The organism is Streptomyces sp. SA15 (genome assembly GCF_002291145.1).
Classification (GTDB): Bacteria; Actinomycetota; Actinomycetes; order Streptomycetales; family Streptomycetaceae; genus Streptomyces.
This window is the reverse complement of sequence record NZ_NTGE01000008.1, coordinates 1-22,246: the sequence shown is the minus strand read 5'-3', so window position 1 is coordinate 22,246 and position 22,246 is coordinate 1. Positions and strand designations below refer to the sequence as shown.

Here is a 22,246-nt window from a genome sequence, read left to right as displayed (position 1 = left end):
CGAGCGGCCACCCGGAGTTAGAGGTGGCCATGTCGAACACAAGGAACACATCAGAGTCCCAGAGTTCACAAAACTCCCCCAAAGGGACAGAAAACGACACCAGAGACGGCGCGAACAACAGCACGGACAACAGCACGGAGGACGCCCGGCGGCCCACACCCATGGAGGTGCTGCGCCAGGCGCGCGCCCAGCTGGCGGAGCTGACCGGTATGGCCGCCGAGACCGTCTCGTCCTTCGAACAGACGGAGGACGGCTGGTCGCTGGAGGTCGAGGTCCTCGAACTGGCCCGTGTCCCCGACACGATGAGCCTGATGGCCGGCTACCAGGTCGACCTCGACCCGGAAGGGCAGCTCACCGGCTACCGGCGCGTTCGCCGTTACGAACGCGGGCGGGCCGACGCACACAGGCCCGGCGGCCGCTAGGCCGCCCTCCCGCGCACACACCCGTTCACCAGCCCACAGACAAGGAGGCACGGTCGGCATGACCGTTGTCCCGGCACAGCAGACCAGCGGCGGAGGCGGCACCAGCGGCCTCTACGACGTTCTGGAGCTCGTCCTCGACAGGGGGCTCGTCATCGACGCGTTCGTACGAGTCTCCCTCGTCGGCATCGAGATCCTGAAGATCGACGTACGGGTCGTCGTCGCCAGCGTCGACACCTACCTGCGCTTCGCCGAGGCGTGCAACCGGCTCGACCTGGAGTCCGGGCCGAACAAGAGCCCCGGCCTGCCCGACGTGGTCGGCGAGATCACCGAGTCCGGCTCGCGCGGCAAGTCCAAGGGGGCGCTGTCCGGTGCCGCCGACACCATCTCCGGCGCCTTCAAGCAGGCACGTGAGGAGGGCCGGAGCGAGCCCGAGTCCAGGCCGCGCGCCCGCAAGTCCACCACGTCGCGCAGGAAGGAGGAACAGGAGTGAGCACGTACGTCTACGGCATCACCGCCGCGTCCCATCCTTCGCTGCCCGAGGGCATGGGGGGCGTCGGTGATCCGCCGCGTCCCGTGCGCATCCTGAAGGAGGGGGACCTGGCGGCGGTCGTCAGCGACGCGCCCGAGGGGCTGCGCCCCAAGCGCAGGGACCTGCTCGCCCACCAGAACGTGCTGAGCGAGGCGGGCGCGGCCGGCTGCGTGCTGCCCATGCGGTTCGGCAGCGTCGCCCCGGACGACGGCGCGGTCACCGGCGTGCTCGCCGAACGCGCCGAGCACTACCAGGAGCGGCTGCGGGCCCTGGACGGCAAGGTCGAGTACAACGTCAAGGCCATCCACAATGAAGAGGCCGTACTGCACCGGGTGATGTCCGAGAACCCGGAGATCCGCGCCCTGACCGAGGCCAACCGGCAGGCGGGCGGCGGAAGTTACGAGCAGCGGCTGCAGCTCGGCGAGATGGTGGTGGCCGCGGTCAAGGCCCGCGAGGCCGAGGACGCGACCGATGTGCAGCACACCCTGGAACCGGCCGCCGAGGCGGTCAGCGTGGGCCCCGAGTCCACCGGCTGGCTCGCCAACGTCTCGTTCCTGGTGGACCGTGACGCGGCCGCGGCCTTCCTCGCCGCGGTGGAGCAGATCCGCAAGGGCCATCCGCACCTCGAACTACGCGTCAACGGCCCGCTGCCGCCGTACAGCTTCGTCGAGCCGGGCCCGGCCGAGCCCGCGGGCACCACGCTGGGCGCGGACCGCGGGGAGGAGTGAGCAGCCGTGGGACTGATCGGAGAGGTACTGCTGCTGCCCTTCGCCCCGGTGCGCGGCAGCGCGTGGGTGATCAGACAAGTGCTGAACGAAGCGGAACGCCTCTACTACGACCCGGCCACGGTCCGGGCCGAACTCGCCCAGTTGGAACAGCGGCTCGAGGCGGGCGAGATCGACGACGAGGAGTTCGACCGCATGGAGGACGAACTCCTCGACCGGCTGGAGATCGGCCTGCGCGGTGGCGCGGGCACGGGTGACGGGACGGCACGATGAACCGAGTGGGACTGGGCCTCGCGGTAGGGGCCGGATACGTCCTCGGACGTACGAAGAAACTGAAACTGGCGTTCGCCGTCGGCACGCTCGCGGCCGGCAAGCGGATGCACCTGAGCCCGCGGGCGCTCGCGGACCTGGTGTCCGGGCAACTGCGGAACAACCCGCAGTTCAAGGAGATCGGCGACCAGCTGCGCGAGGACCTGCGCGGTGTCGGCAAGGCGGCCTCGGGCGCCATGGTCGAGCGGCAGATCGACGCCCTCGCCGACCGGCTGCACGGCCGTACCGCACAGGTCCGCGACCAGCTCGCGGGCGTGGTGCCGGACGTTTCGGACCTGGGCTCCGACGAGGAGCGCGAGGAAGCCGAGGAGCCGGAGTTCGAGGAGGACCGGGAGGATCAGGAGGGGGCGCGGGAGTACGACGAGCCGGAGGAAGAGCCGGACGAGGAAGCCCCGGCGCCGGGCCGGAAGGCGGCGGCGAAGACGGCGGCACCGCCTCCGGCGAAGAAGGCCGCGAAGAAGGCTCCCGCGAAGAAGGCGGCCAGGGCGGTCGGGAAGGCGCCCGCCGGAAAGGCTCCGGCGAAGACCCCGGCCAAGAAGACCGCCGGCAAGAGGACCACGGCCAAGAAGACCGCCAGCAAGAGGACCACGGCCAAGAAGACCGCCTCGAAGAAGACCACCCCAACCACCGCGAAGAAGACCAGCCCAAAGAAGACCACCGCGAAGAAGACCACCGCGGCCGAGAGCGCCTCCCGCGGCACCCGCGCCCGGCTGCCGAGGGGAGGCGGTGAACGATGACCGAGACCCTCGGGACGGCCCGGCACGCCACCGACCAGGCCAAGGGCAACCCGCTCAGCGACGTGGCCCGCAGCGAGGCCGCCGACCGGCTCAAGGCGGAGGTACGGGAGTACCTCGCCGCCCAGGCCCAGCGCCTGCTGGCCGACGTCGGCCGCAGGCTCGGCGAGACCACGGTCAAGCTCAACGACATCGCCGAGGGCAACAGCCCGGGCTTCGCCCGGCTCGCCCTGGACGGCGGCCGCAAGCTGGCCGAGGGCAAGGGGCCCCTGCGCGGCGCACTGGAGATCGGCGCCTCCCGCGCCAAGGACAACGTGCTCGGCGCGCTGAAGAACCTCGGCGGCGGCAAGGGGAGGCGCACGGGCGGGGCGGGCAGGAAGCCGACCGTCATCATCGAGCACATCGACGTCGGCGTGCCGCTGCGCACGGCCTACGACCAGTGGACCCGGTACCAGGACTTCAGCAACTTCGCCAAGGGCGTCAAGAGCGCGAACCGCGCCGACGACACCCACTCCGACTGGCAGCTGAAGGTCTTCTGGTCCAACCGCGGCTGGAAGGCCCACACCACCGAGCAGGTCCCCGACGACCGGATCTCCTGGACCTCGGAGGGAGCCAAGGGCACCACGAAGGGCGTCGTGTCCTTCCACCGGCTCGCCGACAGCCTCACCCGGGTCCTGCTGGTGATCGAGTACTACCCCAAGGGCCTGTTCGAGAAGACCGGCAACCTCTGGCGCGCCCAGGGCCGCCGGGCCCGCCTCGACCTGAAGAACTTCGCCCGCTTCATCACGCTGAAGGGAGCGGCGGACGACGGCTGGCGCGGCGAGATCCGCGACGGCGAGGTCGTCCTCCGCCACGAGGACGCCGTGGCCGAGGAGGCTCCCGAGGAGGACGAGGAGGCCTACGAGAGCGAGGATGAAGAGGAGGAGGAAGGCCCGTACGCCGAGGAGGACCGGGCGTACGAGCAGGACAAGGCGTATGAGGAGGACAAGGGCGAGTACGACGAAGAGGAGCCGGAGGACGCAGAGGAGCCGGAGGACGCAGAGACGCCGCGTGACGAGGGCGCGTACGAGGCCGAGTACGAGTACGCCGACGGCGGGAGCCGACGATGACCACCCCCAGCCGGCTGCCCGAGCCCTACGGTCCGGGCAGTGGTGCCAACCTCGCCGACATCCTGGAGCGCGTGCTCGACAAGGGTGTCGTCATCGCGGGCGACATCCGCATCAACCTGCTCGACATCGAACTCCTCACCATCAAGCTGCGGCTCATCGTCGCCTCCGTCGACAAGGCGAAGGAGATGGGCATCGACTGGTGGGAGGACGACCCGGCCCTGTCCTCGCGCGCCCGCCGCGACGAACTGGCCCGGGAGAACGCCGAGTTGCGTGAGCGGATCGCCCAACTGGAGCCCGCCCGTACACAGGAGGAGGCACCATGACCGGACTGCGGTACGTCTACGCCGTCTGCCGCCCCTTCGGCGCGGCCCTGCAATCCCAGCTGACGGGCGTCGCGGGCGACCCGCCCAGGCTGCTCAACCACCACGGCCTGATCGCCGTGGTCAGTCACGTGCCGGAGCGGGACTTCGCCGAGAAACCGCTCCGCGCCCATCTGGAGGACCTGGACTGGCTCACCCGGACCGCCCGCGCCCACCAGGGCGTGATCGACGCGCTCACCGTCGTCACCACGCCGCTGCCACTGCGGCTCGGCACCGTCTTCCGGGACGACAGCGGCGTACGCGTGATGATCGAAGAGCGCGAGGACGCCTTCAGGCGCGCTCTCGACCGGCTGGAGGGCCGGGTGGAATGGGGCGTCAAGGTCTACGCCGAAACGGAGCCCGAGCAGGAGCCGGCGCCGGAGCGTCCGGAGACCGGCGGGCCGACGGATAAGGCGGTGTCGGGCCGGGACTATCTGCGGCAGCGGCGGCAACAGGCGCGGGCCCACGAGGACCGATGGCAGCGGGCGGAGGAGTTCGCGAGCCGACTGCACGAAACACTGTCCTCGTACGCCGAGGATTCCCGACTGCACGCCCCACAGAATGCCGCCCTTTCCGGCGCCTCCGGACGGAATGTGCTCAACGCCGCCTATCTGGTGTCGCGCGCCGATTCCGAGGAATTCGTGGAACTCGTGGATCGTACGAAGGACGAAGCACCGGGAATGCGAGTCGAACTCACCGGCCCCTGGGCAGCCTATTCCTTCGCGGGGGACATCGCGGGGGATGTGGCGGGCGATGTCGCAGGGGATGTGTCTGGGGAGGTGTCAGGGAACGTGGAGGGGGATGCGGCAGGGGAGGAGGACCGATGACGGTGATCGAGCGCCGTGAGGTCGCCCTCGTGGACCTCCTCGACCGGCTGCTCGCCGGCGGGGTCGTCATCACGGGGGACATCACGCTGCGCATCGCGGACGTCGACCTCGTGCGCATCGACCTCAACGCGCTGATCAGCTCGGTGAACGCCCAGGTTCCCTCGCCCTGGGGGGAGCCGACGTGACGACCGAACGCCACAACCGGCTGGACCTGGACCCCGACACCGTCGAGCGCGACCTGCTGAAACTCGTCCTGACGGTCGTCGAACTGCTGCGTCAGCTCATGGAACGCCAGGCGCTGCGCCGGTTCGACGAAGGCGACCTGAGCGAGGAGCAGGAGGAACGCATCGGGCTCACGCTGATGCTGCTCGACGACCGGATGGCCGAGCTGCGCGAGCGCTACGGACTGCGGCCCGAGGACCTCAATCTGGACCTCGGGCCGCTCGGACCTCTGCTTCCCAGGGACTGAAACCCCGGTTCCCAGGAATTCAAACCCGGTTCCAAAAATTGAAACCCGGTTCCCAGGAACCGAAACCCCGGATCAATTCCTCACCTGTACCAGTTCACCACCTGTACCAGCGGCCCCTGCCTCCAGCCGCGGTCGTACCCCGCATCAGGAAGCCCAGAAGCCAGAGCACCAGGACGGCCAGCGCAATCCACCAAAGCACCTTTACCGCGAATCCGGCACCGAAGAGAATCAGCGCCAGAAGCAGGACGATCAGAATGGGAACCATAATGTGAACCTCCTGCTTTCCGGGTTTCCCGAAAGCCGCGATTCAGGCTTCCTTGCGGCAGAGGATTTCTCCGTGCAGCACGCTGAACCAGCCGTCTTCCCGTTGTCCCCACTCCCGCCAGGCCCGTGACACGGCCCGCAACTGCTCGCGGGTCGCGTGCCCACCCTCGGTGGCCCGCTCCGCGTACGCCGAGGCCAGGGTGCGGTCCGCCCACAGACCGCTCCACCACGCCCGTTCCTCGGCCGTGGCGAAGGTCCAGGTGCTGGAGGTGGCCGTGACGTCCGTGAGACCCGCCCGCAGCGCCCAGGACTTCAGCCGGCGGCCGGCGTCCGGCTCGCCGCCGTTGGCCCGGGCCACCCGGTGGTACAGCTCCAGCCAGTCGTCCATCCCCGGTGACTCCGGGAACCAGGTCATGGCCCGGTAGTCCGAGTCACGGACGGCGACGAACCCGCCCGGAGCCGTGACCCGCCTCATCTCGCGCAGCGCCCGCACCGGGTCGCCGACGTGCTGGAGCACCTGGTGCGCGTGGACCACGCAGAACGTGTCGTCCGGGTAGTCCAGCGCGTGCACGTCGGCGACCGCGAAGTCGATGTTGGTCAGCCCCCGTTCGGCGGCCGTGGCCCGGGCCTGGTCCAGGATCTCGGGCGCGTGGTCGACGCCGGTGACGTGCCCGTCGGGGACCCGTGCCGCCAGGTCGGCGGTGATCGTGCCCGGCCCGCAGCCGATGTCCAGGATCTTCATGTGGGGTTTCAGCGAGCCGAGCAGATAGGCCGCCGAGTTGGCGGCGGTCCGCCAAGTGTGGGAGCGCAGCACGGACTCGTGGTGGCCGTGCGTGTAGACGGCGGTCTCCTGCGGCTTCGCCATGGCGATCCCTCTCGTCGTACCGGCGCACGAGGGCCTCGCGGGCCCTTTCGGCGATACGGATCACCGTACTCCCGCATGTCGAATGTTGAGACCATGCGTCTTGATATGTGGTCTGACGGGTGATCAGTTCCCCGGCAGCGGGCGGTAGACGGTGAGTGCCTCCGGTAGCTTCTCCAGCGTCACCTCGCCCTCCACCTCGGTGACCTCACCGTCGTAGGCCAGCAGGGTGCCCGGGGCGACACTCGCCAGATGCAGACGGCCGACCTGCACCGCAGCGTGCGCGGGGGAGCGGGTCAGCGGTCCCGCGAGGGCGGCCGAAAGCAGCCGCAGGGCGGGTCGGCGGCCGCCGTGCACGACGCGTACGTCGAGCTGCCCGTCCGCCAGGTCGAGTCGGCGGCCCGGTGTGAGGCCCATCCGGTGGTACGTGCCGTTGCCGGCGAAGAGCAGCCACAGCGGCCGTGCCTCGCCGCGGAACTCGGCCTCCAGCGGATGCCGGTCGGCACGCACCACGCGCAGCGCCGCGAGCACCCCCGCCGGCCAGCCGCCGATCCGGTGCGACCAGCGCTCCCGCTCGCGCACCAGCTCGGGATACACGCCCAGACTGCAGGTGTTGAGGAAGATGCCCTGCTTCGCGCCGCAGACGAACCGGGCGGCGTCCACGTACACCCCCTCGCCCCGCTGGACGGCCCGGCTCAGATCGCGGACCCCTTCGATGCCGAGGTCGTGGGCGAAGTGGTTCAGGGTGCCGCCGGGCAGCACCGCGAGGGGCAGACCGTGCCGCAGGGCGGCCTCCGCGCCGGCGTTGACCGTGCCGTCGCCGCCGCACACGCCCAGCGCCCGGGCGCGGGCCGCCGCCTTCTCCAACTCGACGGGCACATCGGCCGGTTCGGACTCGACCACCTCGGCCGCGGGCAGGGCGGCCCGCACCGCGCGGGCACGGTCGCCATTGCCCGAGGCGGTGTTCGCCACCACGACCAGGCCCGCACCGTCCGGCAGCGCGGGGACGTCCGCGCGGGGCCGGGCGGGCGGCATGAGCTGGGCGCGGGTCGGCACCATGCCCCGTACGGCGAACGCGGCGCCCGCCCCCAGGGCCGCACCCGCCAGCACGTCGCTCGGGAAGTGGACACCCGTGTAGACGCGGGACATCGCCACCGAGAAGGCGACCGGAGCCACGACCGTGCCCCACTTCGGCGACTCCAGGGCGACCCCGGTCGCGAACGCGGCCGCCGACGCGGAGTGACCCGACGGGAACGACGTGGTGATCGGCTGCCGCTTCAGCTGCCGGACCAGCGGAACCGGGTCGAGCACGGGCCGGGTGCGGCGCACCGAGCGCTTGCCGAGGGTGTTGATGGTCAGGGAGGCCAGGCTGAGCGAGGCCAGACCGCGCGCGGCCGCCCGGCGACCCCGCGGGGTGCGGCTCGCGGCCATGGCGGCGGCCGTCGCGAACCACAGCACGCCGTGGTTCGCGCTCCGGCTCAGCCGCGGCAGGACCGGTTCGGCGGCGGGCCAGTGCCGCTCGGCGGCGAACTCGAACAGCCGGTTGTCGAGGGCCAGCAGCCAGTCGCGCAGCGCATGACGGCCGGGCTTCGGGACGGTGAGGTCGACGTCTGGGCTCATGCCCATGCGTGTACCCCGCCCCGCGCGGATCCTGTACGGCGCCATACGGGTCACGGGTCCTTCACCGGAACAGGCCGTCGGAAAACGGCTTGTCGGCGGGGTCGCGTGACCCCACACTGGCTCCTCATGGGACACCTGGAAGCCGCGCACCTCGAGTACTACCTCCCCGACGGCAGGGCGCTGCTCGGCGATGTGTCCTTCCGGGTCGGCGAAGGGGCCGTCGTGGCCCTGGTCGGACCCAACGGTGCCGGCAAGACCACCCTGCTGCGGCTGATCTCGGGCGAGCTGAAACCGCACGGCGGAAGCGTCACCGTCAGCGGCGGCCTCGGCGTGATGCGGCAGTTCGTGGGCTCCGTACGGGACGAGACGACCGTACGGGACCTGCTCGTGTCGGTCGCACCGACCCGCATCCGCGAGGCCGCCGAGGCCGTCGACAAGGCCGAGCACGCCATCATGACCGTCGACGACGAGGCCGCCCAGCTGGCGTACGCGCAGGCCCTCGCCGACTGGGCCGAGGCCCGCGGCTACGAGGCGGAGACGCTGTGGGACATGTGCACCACGGCCGCGCTCGGCGTGCCGTACGAGAACGCCCAGTGGCGGCAGGTGCGCACCCTGTCCGGCGGTGAGCAGAAGCGGCTGGTCCTGGAGGCGCTGCTGCGCGGCACCGACGAGGTGCTGCTGCTCGACGAGCCCGACAACTACCTCGACGTGCCCGGCAAGCGCTGGCTCGAGGAGCGGCTGAAGGAGACCCGCAAGACGGTCCTGTTCGTCTCCCACGATCGCGAACTCCTCGCCCGCGTCGCCGAGAAGATCGTGTCGGTGGAGCCTTCTCCGGCCGGTGCCGACGCCTGGGTGCACGGCGGTGGCTTCGCCACCTACCACGAGGCCCGGCGCGAACGCTTCGCGCGCTTCGAGGAGTTGCGCCGCCGCTGGGACGAGAAGCACGCGCAGCTGAAGAAGCTGGTGCTGAACTTGCGTCAGGCCGCCTCGATCAGCCATGAGCTGGCCTCCCGCTACCAGGCCGCCCAGACCCGGCTGCGCAAGTTCGAGGAGGCCGGACCGCCGCCGGAGCCGCCGCGTGAGCAGGACATCAGGATGCGGCTCAAAGGCGGCCGTACCGGCGTCCGGGCCGTGACCTGCGAGGGGCTCGAGCTGACGGGGCTGATGAAGCCCTTCGACCTGGAGGTCTTCTACGGAGAGCGCGTCGCCGTCCTCGGCTCCAACGGCTCCGGCAAGTCGCACTTCCTGCGCCTGCTGGCCGGCGACGACGTGGCGCACACGGGGGCGTGGAAGCTCGGTGCCCGCGTGGTGCCCGGGCACTTCGCCCAGACGCACGCGCATCCCGAGCTGGAGGGACGCACGCTGCTGGACATCCTGTGGAAGGAGCACGCCCAGGACCGGGGCGCCGCGATGTCCCGGCTACGCCGCTACGAGCTGACGGGCCAGGCCGAACAGACCTTCGACCGCCTCTCCGGCGGCCAGCAGGCCCGCTTCCAGATCCTTCTGCTGGAGCTCCAGGGCGTCACGGCTCTGCTGCTCGACGAGCCGACCGACAACCTGGACCTGGAGTCCGCCGAGGCCCTTCAGGAGGGCCTGGAGGCCTTCGACGGCACGGTCCTCGCGGTCACCCACGACCGCTGGTTCGCTCGCTCGTTCGACCGCTATCTGGTCTTCGGGAGCGACGGCCGGGTGCGGGAGACGGCGGAGCCGGTGTGGGACGAACGGCGGGTGGAACGGGTTCGCTGACTGTCGGTGGTCGGTGGTCGGTGGTCGGTGGTCGGTGGTCGGTGGTCGGCCGTCGTCGGTCGACTGGCTGTCCGTGATCGACGGACGGCTGTCGACGGTCGACGGTTGGCTGCCGACGGTCGGCTGTCGGATCTCGGTCGGTTGTCGGCTGGCGACTGGCGACTGGCGGCGGTCGCCTGGCGGCCAGCGGCCAGCGGCCAGCGGCCAGCGGCCAGCGGCCAGCGGTCGACCGACGGCTGTCGACCGGCGTCCGCTCACGTCCAGCGCAGCAGCGCGCCCAAGCCGCCCACCGGCGCCTCCTGCTCGGTCCTGGTCTCCGGCGCCGCCGAGGTCACCGAGATCGCCGGCGCGCCCGTCGCGACCGCCGAGCGGATCAGCGCATCGTCCGCACGGGCCGGCCAGGAGTGCTGCTCGCCGAGGATCTTCAGGTCCGTACGGCGCACCGCCAGCTGGTCGGGGTCCTCGCCGATCCACACCTCGCGGTGCGCGTCGGGACCGTCCGGCCGGATCAGCAACTCGTCGATACGGTGCTCACGCGCCGCCTCGACCAGGGAGGGGACGCCCTCCACGGCACCGGCGCGCCCGTCGTCCCCGGGCTCGCGTGCCGCCAGGAACCGCTCCAGCTCCCGTTCCGCCCGCTGCCGCACGTGTTCGGCGCGCGCCCGTTCCACGTCCTCGTCCAGCAACCTGCTGCCGGTGCCGTGCGGGGCCTCGACGACGAGATCGTGCAGCCGCTTGGGCAGCCGCTCGTGCACGGCCCGCCGCTCCCGCTGCTCACCGACCAGGATCAGCAGGTCGGCCCGGGTCTCCTCCTGGCAGACGGCGAGCGCGTCGGCGATCTCGGCCGCGTTGTGCTCCCAGGTGTTCTCCACCCGCAGCTGGAAATGCCGCTCGGACCAGTCGGCCGAGCTCGTACGGTGCACGGGATACTGTCGACCGGCGACCGCGCCGGCATCCCGTCGACCGAGTGCACTGCGCAGCTCGAAGTCGGCGCCCTTGCGGTCGATGTATGCCACGATGCACACCGGGTCCTCACCGGCCAGCTCCAGCAGTGGCGCGGTGTGCGGCAGGGGCGCCCAGTGCGCGCTGTCGCCGTCCGGCGCCCTGGCCAGCGGCGGGTCCAGTACCACCGCGCCGGCCCGCGCGAACAGGGCCCGTCCGTGCGGTTCGGAGGAGTGCCGCAACTCCTCCAGCGCCTCCAGTACGGCCCGGCAGGTCTCCTCGTCGGCACCCTGCCGGGACAGTTCCTCGGACAGGGCCACCGCCGTCAGATGCCGTTCGTGGGGTGTGTCCTCCGTATGCCGGGAGGTGTCGACGTACACAGAGGCCCAGGGGCCCGGATGTTCGTAGAGTGGATGCAGAAAGGCGAGATCCATGGCTCCCTCCCGGATGCCGCTTGGGGGTAGTGCTTGCCGGGCGGGTACCCGAACCGCATGAACGAACACGACGAGCGGGGCACCACCATGACCGGTATCGACCCCAGCCGGCTGGACGACCAGCAGCTCATGAAGGAGCTGGAGACCATCCACCGCACGCGCCACGACACCCTGCTGTACGGCTCGAACGACGCGCTGCGGGCCCACAACGAGCGCATGGCGCAGTTGGAGGGCGAATACCTGCGCCGCAACCCGCGCCGCCCGGTCGCCGCGGGCCGCACCCGTGAAGGCGCCCGGGAACGCGAGTGCGGGGAGTCGACTCCCCGCAGCTGACCGCGTTCCCGGCCAAGGGCCGGCCGCTGGGCTCAGCAACGCAGCGGAGGCCGGTCCCAGTGGCGGTGCGCCGCGACGGCGTCCACGAACGCCCGGAGGAAGTCCTCACTCGCGGTGCCCGGCGAGGTGTCCGTCACCACGCCCTGGTCGGTCACCACGTGGTGGAACTCGGAGGACAGCCTGAGCCCCTCCGGTTCCAGCGACGAAAGGATCCCCACGCCCGAGCCGAGCGCGCCCACCGGCTTCCCGTGCCGGTAAGCGTCCCGGACGAAGCGCATCGCGTCCTGATCGGCGGCGTTCGGCGGCGTGCCCACAGGGCCGCCGGGCAGCAGGACGGCGTCATACAGTACGGAGGCGACGGTCGGCAGTGCACGGTCGACCGTATACCGTTCACCGTCGGCACCCTGCACGGTGCCGTCCGTAGCCGCCAGCGCCTCCACGATCACGCCCTCGGCGGCCAGTGCCTCCCGCGCCGACGTCACCTGTTCGGCGTCGACCCCGTCGGCGACGAGGACGGCGATCTGCCGGGTGCGGATCGTGCCGTCGCCGCGCAGCGACTCCAGGCTCAGCGCGGGAGAGGCCAGCTTGTGTGCGGTCTCCTGCTCGGACGGCTCCGGCACCCCGATGCCGCGCGCCACCGCCGTCGCCAACTCGCCGTCCACCTTGCCCAGTTGCTCGACCGTGCGGGCCCGGACCGTCATCGCGCCGACCTTGCCGAGCTCGAACCGGAAGGCCTCGACGATGTGCTGCTTCTCCCAGTCCGCCATGCTGTTCCAGAACAGCGCGGCCTGGCTGTGGTGGTCCTGAAAGCTCGGACTGCGCCGCCGGATCTTGTGCCCGTCCACCCGTTCCGCGTGGTGCGTGAACGCGTGCCCGTCCACGCCCGCGTGGGCCGGGCAGCCGCCGCCCAGCGAGTTCGGGAAGTAGTTCGTGCCCCCGTGCAGGGCGCTCTGGTGATAGCCGTCGCGCTGGTTCGTCCGTACCGGTGCCACCGGCCGGTTCACCGGCAGCTGTGAGAAGTTGGGGCCGCCCAGACGGATCAACTGGGTGTCCAGGTAGGAGAAGTTGCGGGCCTGGAGCAGCGGGTCGTTGGTGAAGTCGATGCCCGGGACGATGTTGGCGGTGTGGAAGGCGACCTGTTCGGTCTCGGCGAAGAAGTTCTCCGGGTTGCGGTCCAGCACCATCCGGCCGATCGGCCGTACCGGCACCTGCTCCTCCGGGATGATCTTCGTGGCGTCGAGCAGATCGAAGTCGAAGGCGAACTCGTCCTCCTCCGGAACGAGTTGGACGCCGAGCTCGTACTCCGGATACTCGCCGGCCTCGATCGCGTTCCACAGGTCCCGCCGGTTGAAGTCCGGGTCGCGGCCCTGGCACTCCTGCGCCTCGTCCCACACCAGCGAGTGCACGCCCAGCTTCGGCTTCCAGTGGAACTTCACGAACGTGCCGCGCCCCGCGGCGTTCACGAACCGGAAGGTGTGCACGCCGAAGCCCTGCATCATGCGGTAGCTGCGCGGGATCGCCCGGTCCGACATCAGCCACATGATCGCGTGCAGCGTCTCGGGCTGGAGCGACACGAAGTCCCACAGGGTGTCGTGCGCGGAGGCGCCGGTGGGGATGTCGTTGTGCGGCTCCGGCTTGAGCGCGTGCACGAAGTCGGGGAACTTGATGCCGTCCTGGATGAAGAAGACCGGGAAGTTGTTCGCGACGAGGTCGTAATTGCCCTCCGACGTATAGAACTTGGTGGCGAAGCCGCGCACGTCCCGCACGGTGTCCGCGGAGCCCTTGGGGCCCTGCACCGTCGAGAACCGCACGAAGACCGGCGTCTTCACGGAGGGGTCCTGGAGGAAGGCCGCACGGGTGAACTCCGCGCAGGACTCGTACGGTTCGAAGTAGCCGTACGCGCCCGCGCCCCGTGCGTGCACCACCCGCTCCGGGATCCGCTCGTGGTCGAAGTGGGTGAGCTTCTCCCGGAAGTGGAAGTCCTCCATCAGCGTGGGCCCGCGTTCGCCCACGGTCAGTGAGTCGTCGGTGTGGTCGACCTCCACACCCTGGTCGGTGGTGAGCGGACCGGCCGCCGGGTCGTCCGCGCGGAAGGCCTCTCGCTGGTCCTGCTTGCGGTCGCTGGGGAAAGTCATCAGGCGGCCTCCTCGGCGAACACGTCGAGGAACGCCTCGCAGAACGCCTTCAGATCGTCCGGCTTACGGCTGGTGATCAGCTTGTTGTTCCCGTGGTCGCAGATCTTCACCTGCTCGTCCACCCAGGTGCCGCCCGCGTTGCGGATGTCCGTCCTGAGGCTCGGCCAGGAGGTCAGTTCCCGGCCGCGTACGACGTCCGCCTCGACCAGCGTCCAGGGGGCGTGGCAGATCGCGGCCACCGGACGGCCCCGCTCGAAGAAGTCCTTCACGAACGACACGGCCTTGTCGTCCATCCTCAGGAAGTCCGGATTGGCCACCCCGCCCGGCAGGACCAGCCCGTCGAAGGAGTCGGCCGACGTCTCGCCCACGACCTCCTGCACGGGGAACGTGTCCGCCTTGTCGAGGTGGTGGAAGGCCTGGATCTTCCCCGACTTCGTCGACACGAGCACGGCCTCGTGGCCCGCGTCCACCGCCGCCTGCCACGGATCGGTCAGCTCGATCTGCTCGACGCCTTGGGGTGCCGTCAGAAACGCGATGCGCATGATGGTTCAACGACCTTTCTTCAAAAGCGGCTTCTTGGAGCGCGGCGCACGCCAGTGAGCCTCGTCGCTCGACGCGCGCTTCTTCCGTGTCCGGGCCGCCCGCCGGCACCGCAGCAGCTCCTCGCCGTACGGCAGGAGCACACAGGTGCCGATCGCGGCGGCGATGCCCGCGAGGTAGCCGGGCGACAGCGGACGCCGGCGCGGTACGAGGCGCCAGGCGTCCGGGTCGTCGCGGCCGCCGCGCAGCAGTGACTTGACCTGATCGGCGTGCAGGCACATCAGCGAGGCCAGCGCGCCGAACGGCAGCGACTCCAGGAAGCTGTGGATGTGCTGCTCCACCGGCTTGACCTCGCGCTCGCTCTTCACCGCCGTGCGCACGTCCCACAGCGCGGTCGCCTCGTGCACCGCGGCCCCGCCCACCTGCACGGACAACAGCAGCGGGTTGACCTCGTAGCGCAGGGTCAGCGCGATCGGCACGCCGACCTCGGCCATCATCAGCGAATGGATCAGGGACTCCTTCGTCCCCGCCGTGTCCTCGATCCGGGTGCGCCGGTGCATCACCCAGTCGGCGAGGCCGGGCACGAACCAGCTGGGCAGCAGCCCGTACAGCAAGTAGCGCGTGGTCGCGTCGCCGACGTCCACCGTGACCCCCGTGGCGGCGATCTCGGCGGCCTGGTCGCGGCCCCGGCTCATACCCGGCCCTGCCCGTCGTCCGGCAGGGCCCGGCTGATGTCGGCGAGCGCCGAATCGGGATCCTGCGCCTCCGCGAGGTCCCCCAGGCTCACCATGCCGACCGGCAGTCCGCCCTCGACGACCGGCAGCCGGCGCACCGCGTGCTCACGCATCAGCGTGACCGCCGCCGACACCGGGTCGTCCGGGGCGACCACCACCGGATCCGGCGTGCACACCGCCTGGGCGCTCACGGTCAGCGGATCGGTGCCGTCGGCGACGGCACGCACCGTGATGTCTCGGTCGGTGAGCAGACCGACGACGTGCTGCCCGTCGGCCACCAGGACGTCGCCGATGTCCTGCGCGCGCATCAGCTGCGCGGCCTCGACCAGCGAGGCGTCCGGGCGGACGGCGACCACACCCGGCGTCATGACCTCCCTCACGAAATCGGCCATTACTGCGGGCCCTCCCTCCGGGTCACTGCCCGCGCCAGCTCCTGAACGTTGGCGTAGCGCTCCTTGCGCGGCAGCCGCTCCAGCGCCTCCACGAGGGCGTCGGGCGCGTTCTTGCGGCGCAGGGCGCGAGCCAGGTCCGCGGCGGGCGCGGGGAACGCGCTGCGGCCCAGCATCCGGGCCAGCTCCAGCCGGACAACCTCCAGCGACGCTCCGGAGCTCCCCGGTGCCACCGGCCCGCCCGCGATCTCGGGATCGTCGTCGGCGGTCGGTTCGGGGTCGTGCCACTCCTCGGTCCGCGTGGGGTGCCCGGAGCGGAGCAGACCCTGCAGTTCGTGCTTCATCTCGTCGTCACGGTGGCGGCTCAACCGGTCGCTGCCTCGCTGCATGTCTCCCTCCAGACCTTCCGGGGTGGGCACCGCGTACCCGAAGACCGGAGGCCGACACGGGGTTTGCACGCCGTATGCCGGGAGACCCGGCCCCCCACCCCCCCGCACATCCCTGGGGAAGGACGCGCCATGGCGGTGCTCGCTGTGATCATCCCGCTCCTCATGCTCGGCGTGGTGCTGGCACTGGGCCGATACGAGGAGCTGCTGCTGTCGCAGGACCCGGGGCAGGACCCAGGGCAGGGAGCCGACCGGTACGACCCGGCCGTCACCCCACCCCCGTCGGCTCCCGTCACTTCTTCTCGCGGCCCGGCAGGAACTCCTGCACCTTGGCCTTCAGGCCCTGCTTGACCATGGACGCGCGGTCCGCGTCGCCCTTGAGGATCGAGGCGGCCGTGGCCTCCATCTGATCCCAGGTGGCGTGCGGGGGGATCGGCGGTACGGCCGGATCGGTGAGGAACTCGATCACCGCGGGCCCGTCCGCCTCGAGCCCCGCGCGCCAGCCCGCCTCCACGTCCTCCGGCTTCTCCACCCGCACCCCGGTCAGCCCGAGCGAACGGGCGAAGGCGGCGTACTGCACGTCAGGGATCTCCTGCGAGGGCAGGAAGGACGGGGCGCCCTCCATGGCCCGCATCTCCCATGTGACCTGGTTCAGGTCGTGGTTGTTCCACACCCCGACCACCAGCCGCGGGTCCTCCCACAGGTCGCGGTACTTCGCCGCGGTGATCAGCTCCGCCATCCCGTTCATCTGCATCGCGCCGTCCCCGACCAGCGCGATCGCCGGCCGGTCCGGATGCGCGAACTTCGCGCCGATCGCATACGGCACACCGCATCCCATCGTCGCCAGCGTCCCGGACAGCGACCCGCGCATACCGGGCCGCATCGTCAGATGCCGCGCGTACCAGTTCGCCGCCGACCCCGAGTCGGAGGAGACGATGGCGTCGGACGGCAGCAGCGGATCCAGGGCGTGGGCGACGTACTCCGGGTTGATCGGGTCGACCGACAGCTGCGCCCGCCGCTCCATCACCTCGCGCCAGCGCCGTACGTTGTCGCACACCGTGTCGTACCACTCGCGTCCGCCGCGGTCCGTCTGCAGCATCGGGATCAGCCGCTGAAGCGTCGCCTTCGCGTCGCCGACGAGATTCACCTCGTACGGATAACGCATCCCGACCATGTGCGGATCGATGTCGATCTGCACGCCCCGCGCCTTGCCGAACTCCGGCATGAACTGCGTGTACGGGAAGGACGACCCGATGGTCAGCAGGGTGTCGCAGTCCCGCATCAGCTCGTACGACGGACGGGTGCCCAGCAGACCGATCGACCCGGTGACGTACGGCAGTTCGTCGCTCAGGGCGTCCTTGCCGAGCAGCGCCTTGGCCACACCGGCGCCCAGCAGTTCGGCGATCCGCTCCACCTCGACCCGCGCTCCGGCCGCGCCCTGGCCGACCAGGATCGCCACCTTGTCACCGGAGTCGAGGATCTCCGCCGCCCGCCGCAGGGACTCCTCGGACGGAACCGCCGTCCAGGCACTGCGGTCCAGGCTGGAGGGAACCATCTTGAACTCGTGCGTGGGCGGCGAGTAGTCGAGCTCCTGCACGTCGCCCGGGATGATGACCGCCGTAGGACAGCGCCGCGCGTAGGCGGTGCGGATCGCCCGGTCCAGCACGTTCGGCAGTTGCTCGGGGACCGTCACCGTCTCCACGAAGTCGGAGGCGACGTCCTTGAACAGGGTGTGCAGGTCCACCTCCTGCTGATACGAGCCGCCCATCGCGGTGCGGTGTGTCTGGCCGACGACCGCCAGCACCGGCACATGGTCCAGCTTGGCGTCGTACAGCCCGTTGAGCAGGTGGATCGCGCCCGGACCGGAGGTCGCCGCGCACACTCCGAGACGACCGCTGAACTTGGCGTAGCCGACCGCCTCGAACGCGGACATCTCCTCGTGACGGGACTGGACGAAACGGGGCCGGTTCTCGGCTCGCCCCCAGGCGGCGAGCAGGCCGTTGATGCCGTCGCCGGGATAGCCGAAGACGTGCTCCACACCCCACTCGCGCAGCCGCTCGAGGACGTGGTCGGAGACCTTGGTGCTCATGGACGGACCTCCCGGACATGGGGGACACAGGCAGCAGCCCTACGAGTCACCCCGCGCGCCCCCGGAAAACCTGCCCGGTGTTTGCGGCCGGAGCCCGGGGGCAGGCGCACTCACAGTGCTTCGGACCGGAGGCACGTCCGTGGGAGCGGCGGGACGCCGCCCCGGGCGCGTCTGTCCGAACCGCAGACGCGCTCCCACGGTGACCGTCCAACCCAGAGCACAACCAAGGGAGTTGCGACGCATCATGCCCACTCATCAAGTGAGCGCGAAGCACCACCCGCACGACGACGCCCCCGACACGGCACAGGCGTTCCGCAGGCTCGCCGAACTCCCCCCGGGCCACGAGCGCGACACGCTCCGTGAGCAGGTCGTCGAAGCATGGCTGCCCATGGCCGAACGGCTCGCGGGACGGTTCCGCAGCCGCGGCGAGAGCTTCGAGGACCTGCGCCAGGTCGCGGCCCTCGGCCTGGTCAAGGCCGTCGACCGGTACGACCCGTCGCGCGGCAACGCGTTCGAGAGCTACGCCGTGCCCACCATCACCGGCGAGATCAAGCGGCACTTCCGCGACCACATGTGGACCCTGCACGTACCCCGCCGAGTCCAGGACCTGCGCAACCGCGTCCGCTTCGCCTGCCAGGACCTGTCACAGACCATCTCGGGGCGCAGGCCCACGGTCGCGGAGATCGCCCAGCACGCGAACATGAGCGAAGAGGACGTCCTGGTGGGCCTGGAGGCCCTGGAGAGCTTCACGGCCCTGTCGCTGGACGCGGAGCTGCCCGGCAGTGAGGACGGCTACTCGCTGAGTGACGCGCTGGGGTCGGCGGACCCGGCGCTGGACACGGTCGTGGACCGGGAGGCGGTGAAGCCTCGGCTGGCCGCGCTACCGGAGCGAGAGCGGGCGATCCTCTACATGCGGTTCTTCTCAGACATGACGCAGAGCCGGATCGCCGAGCAGCTGGGGATCTCGCAGATGCACGTGTCCCGGCTGATCAGCCGGTGTTGCGGGCGAGTTCGTGAGCAGGTGCTGAGGGACGCCGCCTAGGGGGTGCTTTGAAAGTCCTGTGCGGTGCCCGCGGTGTTCGGTGCGTGCCCTCGGCGTGCCGGACGAAGGCCCTCGTAGCGGAGCTACTTGGGTCTTTGGCCGGTGCGGCGAGGGTGCGTGCCGGGCGCCGTGGGTGCTGTGCGGGACTTTCAAAACACCATCTAGGGCGTTCCCGTCATCGCCAGCGCGATGTGGCGGGACATGGTGTCCATGGCCTGGGCCTCCGCCATCGAGAAGGCGAGGCGGGGGCCGCAGCGGAACAGGGTGAGGACGCCCCGGACCGCGCCCTCCACTCTCAGCGGCACGCACAGCAGTGACGTGACGTTCGCCCGGGCCAGGACCGGTGTGCCGTTCTCGTCGTGGCCGAAGGCGTACGGGTCCTCCGGGCGGATCTGGAGGGCCGTGGATCCGCCCCGGGCCGCCTCCACGACCAAGGGGCAGCCGGCCGGGTCCTGCGCCGACAGGGCGGCCGCCTCCTTCTCCGAGGGCGCCAGGACCGTCGTACGGGACAGGCGGGCGGCGCCGGTGTCGGCGATCACCCAGTCGGCGAAGCGGCCGTGCAGCACGCGTGCCGCCCGCTCCAGGACCGTCGTACGGGATAAGCGGGCCTGGGTGGTCAGCAGGGTCGTGGTCATGGTGTCCAGAAGCTCCATCAGGACCGCGTGCCGGGTGGCCTCGGTGAGGTCGGGGACCCGGCCGGCCGCGCCCTCGGCCGGGGCCGGGGTGGCGGGCACCGTGGAGCCGCCCGGCTGCAGCACCACCAGGACCGTGGTGCGCGGCTCGCCGCGCGGGTGTACGGCCGTGAGGGTCGCGTGGACCGGAACCGACGGGCGCTGCTGGAGGTGGACGGTCAGGCCGCGGTCGCCCTCGCCGCGCGCCACCGCCGCGGCCTGGGAACGGAACGCGGCCCGGTCGGCGTGCGCGAGGAACCCCGTCAGGGGGCGGCCCGTCGCGTATCCGGCGCGGACGCCGGTGAAGGCGGTCGCCGCGAAGTTGAGCCGTCGTACGACCGTCTCGCGGTCCACCAGCGCGACCGGCTGCGGGAAGCGCTGGAACACCGTGCGCAGCAACTGCTGCTCCTGACGGTCGACACGTTCGCCGGAGGGAGCGCGGGACGAGCCGGTGGCGGACAGCCGCTCGTACCAGGGCCACAGCCGGTCGGCGACGTGGTCGAGTTCGAAGATCGCCGCGTCCAATACCGTCGGCAGGTCCCCGCCCGAGGCGGACCGGGCCGCTTTGAGCTCCGCGACGCGGCGTACGAAATCCGCGAGCTCTTCACCGAATTCGTCCGTCTGCGTCATACGACGAACCTAGCGTGACGGGCTCGGCCCCGACCGGCGGTGGTCACAAACCGTGGTTGGCGTTCTCCGTCCGGGGCACCGGGAAGGTGCGCACAAGAGGAGGCGAGCAGCATGCCGGACACCGGACGCCCCGGCTCCTGGGGCACGGAGTCTGCCGAGTCCGCCCTTCCCGGGCGGCGACTGTCGGAACTGGTCGAGCAGGCAGTTCGCTGCAGCGCCGACTGCTGCGGTGCCAGCGGCATGGTGAGCGAGGGCGCCGGCGAACCGCCGGCCGCGGTCACCCACCCCGACCTCGCCGCGCTCGTCGCGGTGCAGCTCCACTCCGGTGACGGGCCCATCCCGGCTTCGCTCGACCGCGGGAAGACCGTGGACTGCGCGGACCTCCTGCGCGAGGAGCGCTGGCCGGAGTACCGCGCCCTGGCGCTCGACTCGGGGGTGCGCTCCAGTGTGACGATCCCCTTCCGGCGCTCCGGGCTGACGGTGGCCCTCAGCCTCTACAGCTTCCGGCCCGGTGCCCTGTCCGACGCCCCGCACGGGCCCGCCCGGGCACTCGGCGACCTCGCCGCGACCTGCCTGGTCCGCGACCGCTCCTACCGCGCCGCGCTCACCGAGCTCGACCAGCTCGGCACCGCCCTGCGCTCCCGCCCGGTCGTCGACCAGGCCTGCGGCATCGTCATGCACGTCCTGGGCTGCGACGCCGAGACCGCCTTCGGCGTGCTGCGGCGCATCTCACAGGGCGCGAACCGCAAACTGGCGGACGTCGCCTCGGCCGTCGTGGAGCGGCGGGGCAGAGGGCTGGAGAAGGAGCTGGAGTCGCTGCTGAACTGACGGCGGCAGCCAGGGCCGCAGGGAATCCGGGCCTCGCCGCCGTGTCACCCGCTCGGCCGTCCCCGTCCCGCGAATGGTGTCCGGCCGCGCGCGGCCCGGTGGTGGGCGGGCTGTGATGGCTGCGGGGGCACGTGTGCCGTGTCCCCGGCCCTGTCCTCGGCCGAAGGAGCCCCCTCCATGCGCCGCACCGCCCGTACCCTGTCCGTCGCCGTCCTGGCCGGTGCCGCCCTGTCCTTCGCCGCACCGACCGCCTTCGCGGAGCCGGCCGCCGAGGTGAGGCCCAGCGGCGTCACCCCGGGCGGCGGCGTCACCGTCTCGGTCTCCTGCGACCCGGTCGGCGGGCACGCGCACGACACCGGGTCGAAGGACGCCGGGGCGCACGACACAGGGTCGAAGGACGCCGGGTCGCACGACACTGGGGCGCACGACACAGGGTCGAAGGACGCCGGGGCGCACGACACCGAGTCACACGACACCGGTTCACACGGCGACTCCTGCGCCACCAGCCGGCCGTGTACCGAGGCACACGGCAAGTCCTGTGACACCAGCCACCCCTGCACCGAGTCGCACGGCGACTCCTGCGACGGCGGGGTCATTCCGCGCGGAGTGCGCGCGGGCGAGGGCGGTTCCTTCACCGACTCCGTGCCCGCCCTGGTCACTGGCGGCCTGCTGATCGCGGGGGCATCCGGAGCCGCCGTGTACCGGCTGCGCCGCAAGAAGCCCGCCAAGGAGAGCTGACTCGAACCGCTGAGGAGGGCTGCCCCGGACCGCCGCCCCCCGTCCGGGTGACTGGAGCAACCCGCTCGGAGGCCCATGGTCCGGCGCCACCCTGGGTACTCAGAGCCCGAGGGCACGACCCGCCCCGTACGACCCACGGACCCGACGTACCCGACGGACCCGACGGCACAGAACATCAAGCCCCCGACACGGAGGTGCACATGCGGCGGACGGATCCGGAAGGCCACGGCCCCGTCCGGTTCGGGCCGCCGCTTCCCGAGGACGGGCTGCCGGTGCTGCCCGAGCTGTCCGCCGTGCTCGCCGCGGCGGCGGGCCGCTCCGGCAGTGAGCCGGTCGGCGGCGGGACCGCCCTGCTGGAG

26 protein-coding genes and 1 pseudogene are annotated in these 22,246 nt (G+C 71.2%); 16 read left to right on the top strand and 11 right to left on the bottom strand.

Translation table 11 applies throughout. The features are described from left to right. Positions 1–29: 29 nt before the first annotated feature. The 10 genes from CLM62_RS00855 to CLM62_RS00810 are packed head-to-tail and all read left to right on the top strand — an operon-like array spanning position 30 to position 5,504. Positions 30–422 (top strand): gas vesicle protein, encoded by a 393-nt coding sequence (locus CLM62_RS00855; protein WP_095747956.1) that lies wholly within the window; start codon positions 30–32, stop codon positions 420–422. A gap of 58 nt (positions 423–480) precedes the next feature. Then, the gene (locus CLM62_RS00850) at positions 481–912 is read left to right on the top strand and encodes a gas vesicle structural protein GvpA (RefSeq protein WP_095747949.1); all 432 of its coding nucleotides are present in this window, start codon (positions 481–483) and stop codon (positions 910–912) included. Further along, a complete protein-coding gene (locus CLM62_RS00845) occupies positions 909–1,679 on the top strand; it encodes a GvpL/GvpF family gas vesicle protein (RefSeq protein ID WP_095747948.1) in 771 nt (256 codons plus the stop codon). Before CLM62_RS00850 ends, CLM62_RS00845 begins: the two co-directional genes overlap by 4 nt. A 6-nt stretch (positions 1,680–1,685) precedes the next feature. Next, positions 1,686–1,949 (top strand): gas vesicle protein GvpG, encoded by a 264-nt coding sequence (locus CLM62_RS00840; RefSeq protein WP_095747947.1) that lies wholly within the window; start codon positions 1,686–1,688, stop codon positions 1,947–1,949. Next, on the top strand, positions 1,946–2,743 hold the full coding sequence (locus tag CLM62_RS00835; RefSeq protein WP_095747946.1) for a DNA primase: 798 nt from the start codon (positions 1,946–1,948) through the stop codon (positions 2,741–2,743). The genes CLM62_RS00840 and CLM62_RS00835 overlap by 4 nt, the downstream gene beginning before the upstream one ends. Then, positions 2,740–3,849 carry an SRPBCC family protein gene (locus CLM62_RS00830; protein WP_095747945.1) on the top strand — a complete coding sequence of 370 codons (1,110 nt, stop codon included), beginning with the start codon at positions 2,740–2,742 and terminating at the stop codon, positions 3,847–3,849. Before CLM62_RS00835 ends, CLM62_RS00830 begins: the two co-directional genes overlap by 4 nt. Further along, entirely contained in the window at positions 3,846–4,172 is a 327-nt protein-coding gene (locus tag CLM62_RS00825; protein ID WP_095747944.1) for a gas vesicle protein, read from the top strand. Before CLM62_RS00830 ends, CLM62_RS00825 begins: the two co-directional genes overlap by 4 nt. Continuing rightward, positions 4,169–5,035 (top strand): GvpL/GvpF family gas vesicle protein, encoded by an 867-nt coding sequence (locus CLM62_RS00820; RefSeq protein ID WP_095747943.1) that lies wholly within the window; start codon positions 4,169–4,171, stop codon positions 5,033–5,035. The genes CLM62_RS00825 and CLM62_RS00820 overlap by 4 nt, the downstream gene beginning before the upstream one ends. Further along, on the top strand, positions 5,032–5,220 hold the full coding sequence (locus CLM62_RS00815; protein ID WP_095747942.1) for a gas vesicle protein: 189 nt from the start codon (positions 5,032–5,034) through the stop codon (positions 5,218–5,220). Before CLM62_RS00820 ends, CLM62_RS00815 begins: the two co-directional genes overlap by 4 nt. Continuing rightward, a complete protein-coding gene (locus tag CLM62_RS00810) occupies positions 5,217–5,504 on the top strand; it encodes a gas vesicle protein K (RefSeq protein WP_095747941.1) in 288 nt (95 codons plus the stop codon). Before CLM62_RS00815 ends, CLM62_RS00810 begins: the two co-directional genes overlap by 4 nt. Before the next feature lie 94 nt (positions 5,505–5,598). On the opposite strand, the gene CLM62_RS00805 is transcribed toward CLM62_RS00810, so the two are convergent. From CLM62_RS00805 to CLM62_RS00795, 3 genes are all read right to left on the bottom strand, one after another. Next, a complete protein-coding gene (locus CLM62_RS00805) occupies positions 5,599–5,769 on the bottom strand; it encodes a hydrophobic protein (protein ID WP_095747940.1) in 171 nt (56 codons plus the stop codon). Positions 5,770–5,811: 42 nt separating this feature from the next. Continuing rightward, on the bottom strand, positions 5,812–6,633 hold the full coding sequence (locus CLM62_RS00800) for a class I SAM-dependent methyltransferase (RefSeq protein WP_095747939.1): 822 nt from the start codon (positions 6,631–6,633) through the stop codon (positions 5,812–5,814). Positions 6,634–6,756: 123 nt separating this feature from the next. Further along, positions 6,757–8,250: a bifunctional phosphatase PAP2/diacylglycerol kinase family protein gene (locus CLM62_RS00795; protein WP_095747955.1), complete on the bottom strand. Its 1,494-nt coding sequence runs from the start codon at positions 8,248–8,250 to the stop codon at positions 6,757–6,759. Positions 8,251–8,376: 126 nt separating this feature from the next. Here CLM62_RS00795 and CLM62_RS00790 point away from each other — a divergent pair, with 126 nt between their 5' ends. Beyond that, on the top strand, positions 8,377–9,996 hold the full coding sequence (locus CLM62_RS00790) for an ABC-F family ATP-binding cassette domain-containing protein (RefSeq protein ID WP_095747938.1): 1,620 nt from the start codon (positions 8,377–8,379) through the stop codon (positions 9,994–9,996). 254 nt (positions 9,997–10,250) lie between these two features. On the opposite strand, the gene CLM62_RS00785 is transcribed toward CLM62_RS00790, so the two are convergent. After that, positions 10,251–11,372 (bottom strand): Vms1/Ankzf1 family peptidyl-tRNA hydrolase, encoded by a 1,122-nt coding sequence (locus CLM62_RS00785; protein WP_095747937.1) that lies wholly within the window; start codon positions 11,370–11,372, stop codon positions 10,251–10,253. 57 nt (positions 11,373–11,429) lie between these two features. On the opposite strand from CLM62_RS00785, the gene CLM62_RS00780 reads away from it, so the two are divergent. Next, complete coding sequence (locus CLM62_RS00780) at positions 11,430–11,705, top strand: DUF6158 family protein (protein WP_095747936.1); 276 nt, start codon at positions 11,430–11,432, stop codon at positions 11,703–11,705. A gap of 32 nt (positions 11,706–11,737) precedes the next feature. Here CLM62_RS00780 and CLM62_RS00775 read toward each other — a convergent pair whose 3' ends face one another. The 6 genes from CLM62_RS00775 to CLM62_RS00745 all read right to left on the bottom strand — a co-directional run bounded on the left by CLM62_RS00775 (position 11,738) and on the right by CLM62_RS00745 (position 17,978). Then, the gene (locus CLM62_RS00775) at positions 11,738–13,840 is read right to left on the bottom strand and encodes a catalase (protein WP_095747935.1); all 2,103 of its coding nucleotides are present in this window, start codon (positions 13,838–13,840) and stop codon (positions 11,738–11,740) included. Further along, entirely contained in the window at positions 13,840–14,382 is a 543-nt protein-coding gene (locus CLM62_RS00770) for a type 1 glutamine amidotransferase domain-containing protein (protein WP_095747934.1), read from the bottom strand. The genes CLM62_RS00775 and CLM62_RS00770 overlap by 1 nt, the downstream gene beginning before the upstream one ends. A 6-nt stretch (positions 14,383–14,388) precedes the next feature. Next, positions 14,389–15,075: a diguanylate cyclase gene (locus CLM62_RS00765; RefSeq protein WP_095747933.1), complete on the bottom strand. Its 687-nt coding sequence runs from the start codon at positions 15,073–15,075 to the stop codon at positions 14,389–14,391. Continuing rightward, positions 15,072–15,506, bottom strand: a complete 435-nt coding sequence (locus tag CLM62_RS00760; RefSeq protein WP_095747932.1) for a CBS domain-containing protein — start codon at positions 15,504–15,506, stop codon at positions 15,072–15,074. The genes CLM62_RS00765 and CLM62_RS00760 overlap by 4 nt, the downstream gene beginning before the upstream one ends. Next, on the bottom strand, positions 15,506–15,892 hold the full coding sequence (locus CLM62_RS00755) for a DUF2795 domain-containing protein (protein ID WP_095747931.1): 387 nt from the start codon (positions 15,890–15,892) through the stop codon (positions 15,506–15,508). The genes CLM62_RS00760 and CLM62_RS00755 overlap by 1 nt, the downstream gene beginning before the upstream one ends. 289 nt (positions 15,893–16,181) lie before the next feature. Next, entirely contained in the window at positions 16,182–17,978 is a 1,797-nt protein-coding gene (locus tag CLM62_RS00745) for a thiamine pyrophosphate-requiring protein (protein ID WP_095747929.1), read from the bottom strand. Between the two features lie 244 nt (positions 17,979–18,222). Between CLM62_RS00745 and CLM62_RS00740 the strand changes: the two genes are divergently transcribed. Beyond that, a complete protein-coding gene (locus CLM62_RS00740; protein WP_095747928.1) occupies positions 18,223–19,020 on the top strand; it encodes an RNA polymerase sigma factor SigF in 798 nt (265 codons plus the stop codon). Positions 19,021–19,181: 161 nt separating this feature from the next. Here CLM62_RS00740 and CLM62_RS00730 read toward each other — a convergent pair whose 3' ends face one another. Continuing rightward, entirely contained in the window at positions 19,182–20,321 is a 1,140-nt protein-coding gene (locus CLM62_RS00730; RefSeq protein ID WP_095747927.1) for a GAF domain-containing protein, read from the bottom strand. Positions 20,322–20,432: 111 nt separating this feature from the next. Here CLM62_RS00730 and CLM62_RS00725 point away from each other — a divergent pair, with 111 nt between their 5' ends. The 3 genes and pseudogenes from CLM62_RS00725 to CLM62_RS50890 all read left to right on the top strand — a co-directional run. Beyond that, entirely contained in the window at positions 20,433–21,149 is a 717-nt protein-coding gene (locus CLM62_RS00725; RefSeq protein ID WP_095747926.1) for an ANTAR domain-containing response regulator, read from the top strand. Between the two features lie 177 nt (positions 21,150–21,326). Next, positions 21,327–21,887 carry a hypothetical protein gene (locus CLM62_RS00720; protein WP_095747925.1) on the top strand — a complete coding sequence of 187 codons (561 nt, stop codon included), beginning with the start codon at positions 21,327–21,329 and terminating at the stop codon, positions 21,885–21,887. Between the two features lie 200 nt (positions 21,888–22,087). Further along, a pseudogene (locus tag CLM62_RS50890) lies at positions 22,088–22,246 on the top strand (pyridoxal phosphate-dependent aminotransferase); the annotation flags it as partial.

Coding starts and splice junctions, on each gene's coding strand:
- CLM62_RS00855 (WP_095747956.1), top strand. CDS start 30: ATGTCGAACACAAGGAACACATCAGAGTCCCAGAGTTCACAAAACTCC.
- CLM62_RS00850 (WP_095747949.1), top strand. CDS start 481: ATGACCGTTGTCCCGGCACAGCAGACCAGCGGCGGAGGCGGCACCAGC.
- CLM62_RS00835 (WP_095747946.1), top strand. CDS start 1,946: ATGAACCGAGTGGGACTGGGCCTCGCGGTAGGGGCCGGATACGTCCTC.
- CLM62_RS00830 (WP_095747945.1), top strand. CDS start 2,740: ATGACCGAGACCCTCGGGACGGCCCGGCACGCCACCGACCAGGCCAAG.
- CLM62_RS00825 (WP_095747944.1), top strand. CDS start 3,846: ATGACCACCCCCAGCCGGCTGCCCGAGCCCTACGGTCCGGGCAGTGGT.
- CLM62_RS00820 (WP_095747943.1), top strand. CDS start 4,169: ATGACCGGACTGCGGTACGTCTACGCCGTCTGCCGCCCCTTCGGCGCG.
- CLM62_RS00815 (WP_095747942.1), top strand. CDS start 5,032: ATGACGGTGATCGAGCGCCGTGAGGTCGCCCTCGTGGACCTCCTCGAC.
- CLM62_RS00805 (WP_095747940.1), bottom strand. CDS start 5,769: ATGGTTCCCATTCTGATCGTCCTGCTTCTGGCGCTGATTCTCTTCGGT.
- CLM62_RS00800 (WP_095747939.1), bottom strand. CDS start 6,633: ATGGCGAAGCCGCAGGAGACCGCCGTCTACACGCACGGCCACCACGAG.
- CLM62_RS00795 (WP_095747955.1), bottom strand. CDS start 8,250: ATGAGCCCAGACGTCGACCTCACCGTCCCGAAGCCCGGCCGTCATGCG.
- CLM62_RS00790 (WP_095747938.1), top strand. CDS start 8,377: ATGGGACACCTGGAAGCCGCGCACCTCGAGTACTACCTCCCCGACGGC.
- CLM62_RS00785 (WP_095747937.1), bottom strand. CDS start 11,372: ATGGATCTCGCCTTTCTGCATCCACTCTACGAACATCCGGGCCCCTGG.
- CLM62_RS00780 (WP_095747936.1), top strand. CDS start 11,430: ATGAACGAACACGACGAGCGGGGCACCACCATGACCGGTATCGACCCC.
- CLM62_RS00775 (WP_095747935.1), bottom strand. CDS start 13,840: ATGACTTTCCCCAGCGACCGCAAGCAGGACCAGCGAGAGGCCTTCCGC.
- CLM62_RS00770 (WP_095747934.1), bottom strand. CDS start 14,382: ATGCGCATCGCGTTTCTGACGGCACCCCAAGGCGTCGAGCAGATCGAG.
- CLM62_RS00765 (WP_095747933.1), bottom strand. CDS start 15,075: ATGAGCCGGGGCCGCGACCAGGCCGCCGAGATCGCCGCCACGGGGGTC.
- CLM62_RS00760 (WP_095747932.1), bottom strand. CDS start 15,506: ATGGCCGATTTCGTGAGGGAGGTCATGACGCCGGGTGTGGTCGCCGTC.
- CLM62_RS00755 (WP_095747931.1), bottom strand. CDS start 15,892: ATGCAGCGAGGCAGCGACCGGTTGAGCCGCCACCGTGACGACGAGATG.
- CLM62_RS00745 (WP_095747929.1), bottom strand. CDS start 17,978: ATGAGCACCAAGGTCTCCGACCACGTCCTCGAGCGGCTGCGCGAGTGG.
- CLM62_RS00740 (WP_095747928.1), top strand. CDS start 18,223: ATGCCCACTCATCAAGTGAGCGCGAAGCACCACCCGCACGACGACGCC.
- CLM62_RS00730 (WP_095747927.1), bottom strand. CDS start 20,321: ATGACGCAGACGGACGAATTCGGTGAAGAGCTCGCGGATTTCGTACGC.
- CLM62_RS00725 (WP_095747926.1), top strand. CDS start 20,433: ATGCCGGACACCGGACGCCCCGGCTCCTGGGGCACGGAGTCTGCCGAG.
- CLM62_RS00720 (WP_095747925.1), top strand. CDS start 21,327: ATGCGCCGCACCGCCCGTACCCTGTCCGTCGCCGTCCTGGCCGGTGCC.